Here is a 12008-nt window from a genome sequence, read left to right as displayed (position 1 = left end):
GGACATACAAAAATCCCTCCATGATTATCGGATGAAATTATATTATTTCATCTGACAACCATAAAGGGATTATTACACAAGAAATTTCTTGTTGGAACTTTTTTTCATTTGTCTTTATAGAAATTTTCAATTAATCGATTAGGTATAAACCAAATTGATGGTACAATCAGACAAAAAATTAACACCAACTCTGGTTTAATAAATACTGACATCAATCCAATAAGTGAAAAAGATAACGACACCCATGTTTTATTGTCATTTTTAATTGCTTTTGCTAAATTTGATTCAGGCCCATTTGCTCGAAGTAATTCATTAGTTAATACTACATACATAATATTAAATAATAGAAAGACAAGGCCATATAAAAAGGCAGGCGCAAATTTATTATAATGTTCACCAACCCAGCTTGTTGCAAATGGCATGAATGACATTACAAACATAAATCCAGTATTAACAATCAACACCCGCCCATTGATTTTATCCGCCAATTGAAACATGTGATGATGATTATTCCAGGTGACACCAATTAAAAAGAAACTTAATACGTAAGCTAAAAAAGTACTTTGAAGCGGTATTAAATCTGAAAATGTGTCTCCCTCTGGTGCTTTTAACTCTAAAACCATGATTGTCATAATAATAGCAACTACAGCATCTGTGAACGCTTCAACTCTACCTTTTGACATACGAACCCCCTAAATTTTTATAAATTTAGTATTACAAAGATTAGTCATTAAATCAACTAAAAATAATTCCACTTTTTAAAGATAAAATATACTTCCAACAAATATGGCAGGCATAAACTGGTAGGTTAATTTATATTTTAATGATCAACTGGGACCATATTTATCATTTATTATGTTAACTATTTCTCTTTAATTTATATATTTTAATATATTATTAGTTAATACAAATAAATTAAGGAGTTCTAGTCTATGAATAAATTAAAATGGTTTTCCGGCGGAGATGATCGTGGAAAACAGGCCGAACAAATTATTACCGATTTATTAACTGATTTAAGTACAAATAATGGTAATAATACACTTAAAATTACGTTACAAGCTTATCTCGAAGAACTAAAACAAAAACGTTCTTCTGTTCCATTCATTTTAAGTCGCATGAACTTAGATCTTTCTAAAGCCATCAGGAATGATGAACAACCTTTATCTGACAATCAATCTAAAAAATTAAAAGAGTTAACCTCTATCTCCAATATTAGATATGGTTACTAACTATATTCTTTCTTGGTTTATACCTTTATTTTAATATAAAGTTCGTAAAAAACGACTACTTACAAAAATAATCCTTTGTAAATGGTCATTTTTTGTGTCCGTAATTTCTAACAAATTAATTTATTTTTTCATAATAGACCTCTAATTTTATGGCAAAATAAAAAAGATAACTCGTCGAATCAAGTCATCTTTTCATCTGTTATGTTGAATAGGATTGTCAAAAATCACCTTAAAAACACCTTAATTTGCATTCAAACTCATTCAATCTTATTCAAACTTTTAAAATGCAAAAGTGATATTTTATAAGGCTTTTCAACCTTATTCAAACTGTAAAATGGAGATGGCGGGAGTCGAACCCGCGTCCAAGCATATTGCCACTCAAACATCTACGTTCATAGTTATACTATTTAAAATTCGCCAACCGTAGCGCCGTATAACAGGGCTAACACGTCTGACTAACCTGATTAGTCTCTTTTAACTTCTCCAGGTGGAAGAAGTTAACGTAAGTCCACTTAATTTAGGACCCAGATCTAGCACATGGACGATACTAGGAGGATCTACGTTAGAGCGCTATTAAGCAGCTAAAGCGTAAGTATTACTATTATTTTTTGCAGTTATAATTTAACTGAGCGTTTTAACGAAGACGCAAACTTCGAAACGCAATCCAAGCTCAACCTATACCTGTCGAATCCTGAACATCCCCATAACAACTATAAACATACCATATTTATCAGTTAAAATAAAGATGTAACCTGACGACTTATTCTTTGACAAAAAAATGTCATTCAACTATTGTGAAGACAGTTACTTAGAAAGGGAGTTATAAAATGAAAATTGGAATTATTGGTGCAACTGGTAAACAAGGACAATCTACATTAAAAGAGGCAGTTTCTCGTCATTTAGATGTTACTGCTATTATTAGAAATAAAAGCAAATTAACAGAAGATGTTCCTTTTATAGAAAAAGATCTTTTCAAGTTAACAACTGCTGATTTAGAATTATTTGATGTTATTGTAGATGCTTTTAACGCTCCATTTGGTCAAGAAAATCTTCATCAAACATCATTAAAACATTTAACGGATATCTTAGCTGATACTAAGGTTAAGCTCGTTATTGTTGGTGGCGCAAGTAGTCTTTTCGTTGATTCTGAAAAAACACTGTTACTTGGTGATACACCTGACTTCCCTGAAGGTGCTAAAGCAACAGCCAAAAATATGCGTGATGCTTTAGTCACACTCCGTACCGTTTCAAATGTAGATTGGGTCTATATTTCACCAGCTGCATTTTTCAATCCTAGTGGCGAAAAAACAGGCCACTATCAAATTGCCGGTGACGTTTTAACAATGAATTCACAAGGTAATAGTGAAATTAGCTATGCCGACTTCTCTATCGCATTGGTTGATGAAATTGAATCTAATTCACATCATCAAGAACGTTTTAGCGTTGTTTCTAAATAAATTTAATTATCTGCCACTTTCACAAGAAAGTGGTTTTTTTTGTAAAAAAATAAGTGATAATCATCACTTATTTTTACGTCATTATCTAAATTATATTTTAATATTTACCTGCTAAAACGTCATCAATTAAATCTAAGACGCTATCATCTTGATTTGAACCGATACGATGATTTGCCATTTTAGCTGCCATATTTGAAGACTTTTCCATTGCAAAACTTAATGGTGTGTATGCCAACATCTCAGCATCATTATCATTATCTCCAACGGTTACTACTTCATCATCTTTTACATCCCATAATTCTTGCAAAGCATTTAACCCATTTTGTTTTGTTGCCTCTTTAACATTGATATCAATAAATCCAAAACCAGAAACTTTTGCAACTAATGATTCATCAACATTTTCTTTTAATTTAACCGCAAATGTTTTATATTCGTCAATGGGGCCATTAATCGTAACTTTAGAAATAGTTTTTTCAACCTTACTTAAATTAGGGACCTTAATAATGTCTGGATAGTACGTATTAGCCATTTCTACAAAGTTATCAGACTCACTTGCATCAATATACCCACTCTCATCTGTTGATGCTAAGATTCCATAATTTGGCGATACCTTTTGGATATATAAAACTGTTTTTTCAAATACGGCTGGATCAATATTAAATGATCTGATATGGGTGTTGCCATCATAAATAACCGCACCGTTATCTGAAACGTAACCTATTTCACCAGAGATACGTTTAAAAATATCTTTAATTTTCATAACTTGATTTCCACTTGCTACCACGAAATGAATCCCTTTATTTTTTAGTTCAACTAATTGGTGACTAAATCTAACTTCATCAAACGTTTTATTATCTCTTAAAAATGTACCATCTAAATCCACTGCAATTATCTTGACTGTCAAAATTACATTCCTCCGATTATGCTTTAATAACTCTATTATACTGCATAAGTAAACGGATACAAAGAACTAAAAAGAAACGCCCCTTGGAAAAGAACGTTTCTTTACAATTTATGATTTAAAATATCATCAATGCTATCCAAAACACTATCATTTTGATTCAACCCAATGATGTGTTTTGCTGTTTTTTTAGCTAACTTTGATCCGCTAGCCATAGAAAAACTATTCGGCGTGAACGCCAACATTTCTTGATCATTATCATTATCCCCAAATGTCGCAACTTCTTCATCCAAGATTTGCCAACGATTTTGTAGTAAATTTATGCCGTTTTTCTTTGTCGCGTTCACTAAATTAATATCAATATAACCAAATCCAGACGCTTTTGCTTGAAGTTTATTATTCATTTCAGTATTTAATTGTAATGATATTCTTTCATATAACGACACGGGAAAATGACCCGTCAGCATAGAAATTCCTTGATTAAGTGATACCAAATTATCGACTCCGGTTACTTTCGGATAATAATCATTTACATCTTGAATAAATGTATCAGATTCCCGTTTATCATAGAAACCTCCTTGATTATTAACCGCTAATAGTCCTATTTCAGTGAATGTTTCCTTCAAATACTGAATCGTTTCTTGATAGAGACTATTTTCAAAAATGTATTCTTTCAATAACTCTTTTGCATCTTGAATGACTGCTCCATTTTCAGCAACGTAACCAATTTTATCTTTAATTTCTTTAAAATATTGTTCAATGGCTAAGGTTGGATTCCCACTTGCTACCACAAAATGTATTCCCTGTTGTTGCATCCTTTCAAATTGATGCGAAAATCTTTCTTTATCGTATGATTTATCATCCCTTAAAAATGTACCATCTAAATCTACTGCAATTAATTTAATCGTCATCCCTGCCACCTCTAACGTTATTATACATGATTTCTATACATAACTATATTCTTCAAATGGCGTATCAAACCAGTCATAACGCATTATAATTTGCATGACTCGATTCACAGGAATCCACAATCCCGACCGTAAAATATCTTTCATTGTCTCTAGAAATATCTTGTCATTTTTTGTACTATTTGGTTGTTTAATTTTTATAATTTCTGAATTTTCAGTTTTTACAGTAATAATATGATTGTTCAACGCAATGACTTGTGCAGAAACGATATTATCACTTATTAATTTATTATCTTTGTTTTTATCTATTTTCATTTTGTTAAACTTCCTTTCTGGTATAGGTTCATACTACCTTGGCTTTATGACTTATCTATGAAGTTATTAATAATAAATCATTAAAAAAAGCTTAACCAGTTTAAGAACTGATTAAGCCTTAAATTAATAAACAACAACAGGTTCGTTTTGTGAAACGTTCGCAAATAAAGTTGCCATTGCGGCTGGTTTTGTATTAACACAACCACCAGAACCATCTTTAAGATAAGCTGTTTTAGACCAATTTGTTCTCCAACTAGCGTCATGGAAACCAATTCCACTATTTGTGAATTGAGCCCAGTAACTAACTTTGACAGAATAATTAGCTTTACCAACTTCACTACCTTTAAGTATTGATGGCGTTTGTTTGTACATAATATACCAAACACCCTTAGTTGTATCTTCACCAGTACTATGTTTACCAGTTGCAACATCAGTTGTTAAAACAACCTTGCCATTTTTATGGATCCAAACTTTCTGCTGCGCAATTGACACTTCAGCATACGTATCTCCAAGTCCATCATTTGCAGTCGTTGTGTAACCAGTTCCATAAGTATTATAGCCAACACCATATTTATCATTGGTTGCGTCAATAGCTGCAGTACCATCTTCTAACGCTGTCAAAACATGTGTCACTGAGTCATTCATTCCAAGGGCCCAACCATATGATTGTCCACTAACTGGAACAGTACTTCCTGTAGCCGTTTTAAAATTATACTTTTTATTCAATGTTGCTTGTTTCTTATTAATTTCATCTACTTTTGCAGAAATACCACTCGTATCAACAACATATTTACCATCTTCAACAGTTGCTTGCTTAAGAATATCTGCACCCTTCAACGTATACTTCGTTGATTGAACGGTATAAACAGTCTGTCTAGCAGCTAGTGTATCCAATTTTTCAGTATCAGCTTTAACTGTTTTACTGTCAGCAGATAAAGGTTGGAGTTCAGTATCCTTCAACTTCGTAATGCTACTATAGCCAGCCTTATCATAGGCAGCTAAAATTTGCTTAACATTATATTGATTCCCTTTTTTCCCAGGTGTTACTGATACTTTTCCATTTTTTAAAATGGGACTTGCATCAACAGCCACTGTTCTTGTTTTATTTAACTTTGTTAGTTGGGTTTTTAATTGTGCTTTTAATTGATCCTTAACTGTTGTATTCAACTTTTGTGGAACAATCGCATAATTTTTCTTAACATTTGAAGGAAGAATGGTACGTTGCTTCTTCAACAATGCTTTAATCGCTGGCTTATCTTCATCAGTAAAACCAGTTGTTGTATCTTTTGCATCGACTATTTTTGTTTTACCTACATAAATAACATTTTTTGACGTTTCATTTTTTAACTTACTAATAACTTTATCAACACTTAATCCACTGACATCTGTATCATTAATTGTGATGCCTTTATTAAAATGCATACTTTGATTGAAACTTGCTCCACCAAGAATTCCCAAAACTAAAATACTTCCGATACTAATACCAATCTTTAACGATTTTTTCATAGTTTTTCACCTCATATTATGAATTCATAGTGCGCTATTCCCAATAAAAATATCATACCGCACTATGAATGTCGAATCAATTTTGTTGTTTTCTAAATTATACTCTTTATAACTTTTAAAATCTTTTAAATAATATTTGACAATAATATCAGATTTATCTATACTACATTTATCAACTAACTCAGAGAGGAAATCAAGCCTATGACTTATTCACAAGTAAAACTTAATAATCGTTGGCAAAGCCGGTTATTCAGATTGTAGTCTGTTTTTTACAGATATAATCTGTCTATTCAGATTGTATCTGTATATCGGTTTGGTTTCTATAAATCAAAACCCCTGTATGGATATCAGTATATTCATGCGGGGGTTTTGTCTTTCAAGACGGCCCTCGAATCTGAGGACTGTCTTTTTTTATTAAAAATTAAAGGGGTACTTATAAAATGAAACGATTAATTGGAACCATTATTGCGTTATTTTTATTCTTAGTGATTGCTTTTTTCTCAACACTTCAACCAACAACATTTTCAAACGCTAAAGGAGTACCAACAATTGGTATTCTTCAATTAACAACACATCCTGCACTGGATGCGATTCATAAAGGAATTATTGCTGGATTAGAAAAAGAAGGTTACGTACCTGGTAAGTCTGTGAATATTGATTTCCAAAATGCTGAAGCTGATCAAAGTAATTTAAAATCAATGAGTGACAAGTTTAATAATGAAAATGTTAATCTCATGATTGGTATCGCAACACCCTCTGCACAATCTTTAGCTAATGTAACTAAAAAAACACCAATTATTTTAGGTGCCGTTACTGATCCAAAAGGTTCTGGTTTAGTTAGCAACAATCAGAAACCAGGTAATAATATCACCGGTGTTTCTGATCAAGCACCTATTAAAGCACAGTTAGCTTTAATGAAGGAACTAATACCTAATATGAAAACCGTGGGTGTCCTTTACACATCAAGTGACGATTCAGCTACAAAACAGTATCAACAATTTAAATCTGCAGCAATCAAATCAGGCTTAGAAGTTAAATCGGCAACAATTACCTCTACAAATGATGTTGACCAAGTGTCACAATCGCTCGTAGCATCTGTTGATGCCGTTTATGTCCCCACGGATAACACAGTAGCATCAAGTATGCAGACTCTCGTTAAAAATGCGACACAAGCTAAAATTCCAATTTTCCCTGCAGTAGATACAATGGTCAAAAATGGCGGCTTGGCAACTATTAGTATTAACCAATATGATTTAGGTGTAGCCACTGGTAAAATGGCTGCTGCCGTTCTTTCTGGAAAAAGTGTCCCTGCAACAACACCAATTAATTTTGTAAAAAAAGGTGATCTTGTTATTAATTTGAAAACAGCAAAGGCCTTAAATATTACAATTCCACAAGCATTAATTGATCAAGCCAAAAATAAAGGAGAGTTAATCAAATGACAATTATTGTATCTGCTATCGGACAAGGACTCCTATGGGGGGTTTTAGGTCTTGGTCTTTATCTTTCATTTAGAATTTTAGACTTTCCTGATATGACTGTCGAAGGTACTTTTCCAATGGGCGCCAGCGTAACTGTGATTTGTCTAATCCACGGAGTTAACCCGCTTCTGGCCACATTCTTTGCATTTCTAGCAGGGACACTAGCTGGTCTAGCCACCGGGTTACTTTATACAAAAGGTAAAATTCCGATTTTATTAGCTGGAATCCTTGTCATGACAAGTTTATATTCAATTAACCTACGAATTTTAACAAAAGCAAATATCAGTTTACTTGGACAAAATACAATTTTTTCTGCTCACTTTCTAACTAATCTTCCTGCATCTTTTGATTCCGTTGTATTAGGGCTCATTCTGGTTATCATTAGTATTGGCTTACTCGCTTTCTTTTTAAATACCGAATTAGGCCAAGCGTTCATCGCAACCGGTGATAATGAAAAAATGGCCCGCTCACTTGGTATCCAAACCGATCGTATGAAGATTTTAGGACTAATGGTTTCAAATGGCTTCATCGGACTTGCCGGTGGGCTAATCGCGCAAAATAATGGCTATGCTGATATCAGTATGGGTATCGGAACGATTGTCATTGGGCTTGCTGCAATTATTATCGGTGAAGTTGTTTTTGGTAACTTATCATTAACAGCACGTTTGGTTGCCGTTGTCATTGGTAGTATTTTCTACCGATTTGTTATTTTAATTGTATTAACATTAGGCTTTAACGCAAACGATTTAAAATTAATTTCTGCTATTATTTTAGCATTCTGTTTAATGTTACCAACTCTCCGAAAAGCGCTAAGACTAAATACTTTGTTTGAAGGAGGCCATTCAAAATGACTGAACCCATTTTTTCACTTTCCAATATCGTCACTACCGTTAATACCGGTACTTCTGAGGAGCAACAAATCTTAAAAAATTTAAACCTCACCATCAATAAAGGCGATTTTATAACTGTAATTGGTACTAATGGCGCTGGTAAATCGACCCTTTTCAATACAATTGCTGGTAATATTAAACCAACGAGTGGCAAAATTATGTTACGCAATAAAAATATTACGAATGAAAATGATATTAAACGGACAAATTATATTAGTCGTGTTTTTCAAGATCCTAAAATGGGCACAGCACCTAGAATGACAGTCGCTGAAAATCTATTATTAGCCTTAAATCGAGGCAGTCGCCGTCGGTTTAAACCTCGTCATTTAAAACAAAAAATGACGCAATTTCGTGAATTAACCGCAAAGATGCCAAATGGTTTATCAGAACATTTAAATACACCTGCTGGAAACTTGTCTGGTGGTCAACGTCAAACATTAAGTTTTTTAATGGCAACTTTGATTCAACCTGACTTACTGCTACTAGATGAACATACGGCCGCCCTCGACCCCAAAACAAGCCAAGAATTATTAAAATTAACCGCCGAAATTGTTGAACAAGAACAATTATCTTGTCTAATGATTACGCATCACTTAGAGGACGCATTATCATATGGTAATCGAACAATTGTCTTAAATGATGGTCAGATTCAATCTGATTTATCAGGTGAAAAACGTGCCAACCTATCTACGACTGATTTATTAGCCTATTTTAATGATTTAGAATAAAAAATACCACAACCTTATAAAAGTTGTGGTATTTTTTTACGATTTTATATTCGCTTTCTTAGTTGCAATAACAACAACTGCCAAGGCAAGTAAGATTAATAATGTCGAACCAACGAACAAACCGTTGTATGACAATCGTTCAATTACGATTCCACCAACTAATGGTCCTAACGCTTTACCAATAGATGCGGCAATATTAATCGTTCCTTGTGCCTTACCTTCTTGACCTGGCTCGGCCAGTTCATTAATCCATGCCGGAATGGCTGGGAATGCGACCATTTCACCTAACGTCAACAAGACCATTGAAAAGACAAAATGAGAAAAGTCTTTCGCAAAAATAAGTGTTGTAAATGATAACGCAAATAAGCCAACACCCATAATAATTTGTCTAAATAATGACTTAGCAATTGTTCTCGTTACAAGCGTCACTAGTGGTTGTCCAAAAACAATGAGTCCTGCATTAATCGTCCATAATAAACTATATTGACTCAATGGAATATCTAACTTATCCATATAAATTGATAAATTACTTTGCCATTGCTCGTAACTCAACCAAATAACCAGGAATGTTAACCACATTGCGCCGATAATCCAAACTTTGGGATTAACACCAGCTGATTGTTCTGATTTTGTTGGTTTCACTTTTTTTCGTATTGGATCAACTCTATACGCTAAAATAGCAGTAATCAAAAATATTGAATATAAAATTAATGCTGATACAAAGACCATTGTGACACTAACTTCAATCACGTATCCAACTAATAATGTCCCAATAACAATCCCTAAATTTAAAGCTAAATAAAAGAGATTAAAAACATATCGACTATCTTTTCTTCTAATTGTGGCCGCAAATGAATTTAAAATTGTTGCCACAATCCCGTTACCAAGACCCAAAATAACTAGCAAAATTGGGTATGCTGGCCAGCCATGCATGAAAACTAAGCCTAATACGGCCAACCATGCAATTACGATTCCTACCAATGTCGCATAATAAGGCCGCCATTTATCAAATAAATAACCACCAGCATAATTACCAATAATAGTCGCAACTGAGTTTATTAATAGTACAATTCCAGAAAATGTTAAACTTTTACCTAAATAGTTATGCATGTAAATTGTTGTTAACGGCCAGACGAAACTTGAACCTGCGCTACTAATCACTGAACCTATTAACAACCATTTTAATTTAATTTCTTTCGTCATTTTTTTCCGAAAGCCCCCTTTTTAAGGTTACTTAATGTTCAATTTTTCTAAATACTTTTGATTCTTTTCACGATCAAATTCATTTTCTGATTGTGCGATAATAACAGCTGCTAATGAATTACCAACAACATTGACGGTTGTACGACCCATATCTATGATTCTATCAACTCCAGCGATAAAAGCCAACCCCGAAGCAGGAACACCAATAGTTGAGATTGTCGCTAATAGGACGACAAATGATGCACCAGGTACTCCAGCCATCCCTTTAGACGTAATCATTAACACAATCAATAATGTAACTTGTTGTCCAATTGATAAATTAATATGGTATGCCTGTGCCAAAAACAGAGCAGCTATTGACTGATAAATTGCTGATCCATCTAGATTAAATGTATATCCTGTTGGAACAACAAAAGAAACAATTCCCTTTTTAACACCAAAATTTTCCATTTTTTCCATAATTTTAGGCAGTGCTGCTTCAGAACTAGCCGTTGAAAAAGCAAGAATCATTTCATCCTTGATTACCTTTAACAAGACGATTAAATTAATTTTAAATAATTTAGCAACAAGACCCATTACTACAATAACAAAAAATATCATCGTTATATAGGTCACAATAATAAAGAACCCTAATGGTTTTAAAGCAGAAACGCCTAATTGTGCTATTGTGACACCAATTAATGCAAAAACACCGATAGGTGCCAATTTCATTACCCAGTTTGTCACTTTGAACATAACTTCAGATACAGCTGAGAAGAAATCAATAATCGGTTTTCCCTTCTCACCTAGCGTTGCTGTCCCGAGTCCAAATAAAACGGAAAAGAAGATAATAGGCAGCATATCACCTTTAACAAGTGCCTCAAAAATATTAGTTGGCACAATATGCATTAAAATCGTACTCAACCCAGTAGAGGTTGAGTTTTCAGTTGTAACATATTGACTAATATCGACTTTATTTAAAGCTGTAATATCTATAAATTGTCCGGGTTTAGTTAAGTTACCAACAATTAATCCTAATGCAATCGCAATTGTTGTCATAATTTCAAAGTAAATTAATGTTTTTCCACCGATTCTACCTAATTTGTGGATATCTCCCATATTGGCGATTCCGACCACTAGACATGAAACAACAATCGGTAAGACAATCATTTTGATCATATTAATAAAGATGGTTCCCAGCGGTTGAAGTGAGTTAATAATGAGTTTATTTTGATACCCAATAGCACCAATAATAATTCCTAAAATTAATCCAATTAAAATTTGCCACCCAAGACTAATTCGGTACGCTTTATAATATTTCAATTTAACCATCCTCACTATATTTTAATTTACTATGGTTAATCTTATCATATATACGAACAATTATGTTATTTTTTTATTAAAAAAGAGC

At 33.2% G+C, this 12008-nt stretch carries 12 protein-coding genes and 1 other RNA gene; 5 read left to right on the top strand and 8 right to left on the bottom strand.

Annotation, left to right across the window (positions count from 1 at the left end; translation table 11 throughout):
- Positions 1-104: 104 nt before the first annotated feature.
- A complete protein-coding gene (locus AC1RPV_RS05165) occupies positions 105-683 on the bottom strand; it encodes a TMEM175 family protein (RefSeq protein WP_409022266.1) in 579 nt (192 codons plus the stop codon).
- 249 nt (positions 684-932) lie between these two features.
- Between AC1RPV_RS05165 and AC1RPV_RS05160 the strand changes: the two genes are divergently transcribed.
- Positions 933-1229 carry a bacteriocin immunity protein gene (locus AC1RPV_RS05160; protein WP_481761412.1) on the top strand — a complete coding sequence of 99 codons (297 nt, stop codon included), beginning with the start codon at positions 933-935 and terminating at the stop codon, positions 1227-1229.
- A gap of 332 nt (positions 1230-1561) precedes the next feature.
- Here AC1RPV_RS05160 and ssrA read toward each other — a convergent pair.
- Positions 1562-1932: a transfer-messenger RNA gene (gene ssrA, locus AC1RPV_RS05155) on the bottom strand.
- Between the two features lie 124 nt (positions 1933-2056).
- Here ssrA and AC1RPV_RS05150 point away from each other — a divergent pair.
- Positions 2057-2686 carry an NAD(P)-dependent oxidoreductase gene (locus tag AC1RPV_RS05150; RefSeq protein ID WP_481761413.1) on the top strand — a complete coding sequence of 210 codons (630 nt, stop codon included), beginning with the start codon at positions 2057-2059 and terminating at the stop codon, positions 2684-2686.
- Positions 2687-2783: 97 nt separating this feature from the next.
- Here AC1RPV_RS05150 and AC1RPV_RS05145 read toward each other — a convergent pair whose 3' ends face one another.
- The 4 genes from AC1RPV_RS05145 to AC1RPV_RS05130 all read right to left on the bottom strand — a co-directional run bounded on the left by AC1RPV_RS05145 (position 2784) and on the right by AC1RPV_RS05130 (position 6316).
- Complete coding sequence (locus AC1RPV_RS05145) at positions 2784-3590, bottom strand: Cof-type HAD-IIB family hydrolase (protein WP_409022263.1); 807 nt, start codon at positions 3588-3590, stop codon at positions 2784-2786.
- Between the two features lie 101 nt (positions 3591-3691).
- Entirely contained in the window at positions 3692-4498 is an 807-nt protein-coding gene (locus tag AC1RPV_RS05140; RefSeq protein ID WP_481761414.1) for a Cof-type HAD-IIB family hydrolase, read from the bottom strand.
- Positions 4499-4531: 33 nt separating this feature from the next.
- A complete protein-coding gene (locus tag AC1RPV_RS05135; RefSeq protein WP_409022261.1) occupies positions 4532-4810 on the bottom strand; it encodes a hypothetical protein in 279 nt (92 codons plus the stop codon).
- 123 nt (positions 4811-4933) lie between these two features.
- Positions 4934-6316 carry a L,D-transpeptidase family protein gene (locus AC1RPV_RS05130; protein WP_481761415.1) on the bottom strand — a complete coding sequence of 461 codons (1383 nt, stop codon included), beginning with the start codon at positions 6314-6316 and terminating at the stop codon, positions 4934-4936.
- Positions 6317-6756: 440 nt separating this feature from the next.
- On the opposite strand from AC1RPV_RS05130, the gene trpX reads away from it, so the two are divergent.
- The 3 genes from trpX to AC1RPV_RS05115 are packed head-to-tail and all read left to right on the top strand — an operon-like array spanning position 6757 to position 9415.
- Positions 6757-7758, top strand: a complete 1002-nt coding sequence (gene trpX / locus AC1RPV_RS05125) for a tryptophan ABC transporter substrate-binding protein (RefSeq protein WP_481761416.1) — start codon at positions 6757-6759, stop codon at positions 7756-7758.
- Complete coding sequence (locus AC1RPV_RS05120; RefSeq protein ID WP_481761417.1) at positions 7755-8648, top strand: ABC transporter permease; 894 nt, start codon at positions 7755-7757, stop codon at positions 8646-8648. The genes trpX and AC1RPV_RS05120 overlap by 4 nt, the downstream gene beginning before the upstream one ends.
- On the top strand, positions 8645-9415 hold the full coding sequence (locus AC1RPV_RS05115) for an ABC transporter ATP-binding protein (protein WP_481761418.1): 771 nt from the start codon (positions 8645-8647) through the stop codon (positions 9413-9415). Before AC1RPV_RS05120 ends, AC1RPV_RS05115 begins: the two co-directional genes overlap by 4 nt.
- A 36-nt stretch (positions 9416-9451) precedes the next feature.
- Here AC1RPV_RS05115 and AC1RPV_RS05110 read toward each other — a convergent pair whose 3' ends face one another.
- Together AC1RPV_RS05110 and AC1RPV_RS05105 are read right to left on the bottom strand one after the other, a co-directional pair.
- Positions 9452-10618, bottom strand: a complete 1167-nt coding sequence (locus tag AC1RPV_RS05110) for an MDR family MFS transporter (protein WP_481761419.1) — start codon at positions 10616-10618, stop codon at positions 9452-9454.
- Positions 10619-10645: 27 nt separating this feature from the next.
- Positions 10646-11920: a cation:dicarboxylate symporter family transporter gene (locus tag AC1RPV_RS05105; RefSeq protein ID WP_481761420.1), complete on the bottom strand. Its 1275-nt coding sequence runs from the start codon at positions 11918-11920 to the stop codon at positions 10646-10648.
- Positions 11921-12008 lie beyond the last annotated feature (88 nt).

The organism is Dellaglioa sp. CoH-55-MRSF-9 (assembly GCF_056782155.1).
Note: the sequence above shows the minus strand (reverse complement) of the source record. Positions and strands in the feature narration are given on the sequence as shown.

What these genes read in the sequence shown, in the direction of transcription:
- AC1RPV_RS05165 (WP_409022266.1), bottom strand. Translation starts at nt 683, where the DNA reads ATGTCAAAAGGTAGAGTTGAAGCGTTCACAGATGCTGTAGTTGCTATT.
- AC1RPV_RS05160 (WP_481761412.1), top strand. Translation starts at nt 933, where the DNA reads ATGAATAAATTAAAATGGTTTTCCGGCGGAGATGATCGTGGAAAACAG.
- AC1RPV_RS05150 (WP_481761413.1), top strand. Translation starts at nt 2,057, where the DNA reads ATGAAAATTGGAATTATTGGTGCAACTGGTAAACAAGGACAATCTACA.
- AC1RPV_RS05140 (WP_481761414.1), bottom strand. Translation starts at nt 4,498, where the DNA reads ATGACGATTAAATTAATTGCAGTAGATTTAGATGGTACATTTTTAAGG.
- AC1RPV_RS05135 (WP_409022261.1), bottom strand. Translation starts at nt 4,810, where the DNA reads ATGAAAATAGATAAAAACAAAGATAATAAATTAATAAGTGATAATATC.
- AC1RPV_RS05130 (WP_481761415.1), bottom strand. Translation starts at nt 6,316, where the DNA reads ATGAAAAAATCGTTAAAGATTGGTATTAGTATCGGAAGTATTTTAGTT.
- trpX (WP_481761416.1), top strand. Translation starts at nt 6,757, where the DNA reads ATGAAACGATTAATTGGAACCATTATTGCGTTATTTTTATTCTTAGTG.
- AC1RPV_RS05120 (WP_481761417.1), top strand. Translation starts at nt 7,755, where the DNA reads ATGACAATTATTGTATCTGCTATCGGACAAGGACTCCTATGGGGGGTT.
- AC1RPV_RS05115 (WP_481761418.1), top strand. Translation starts at nt 8,645, where the DNA reads ATGACTGAACCCATTTTTTCACTTTCCAATATCGTCACTACCGTTAAT.
- AC1RPV_RS05110 (WP_481761419.1), bottom strand. Translation starts at nt 10,618, where the DNA reads ATGACGAAAGAAATTAAATTAAAATGGTTGTTAATAGGTTCAGTGATT.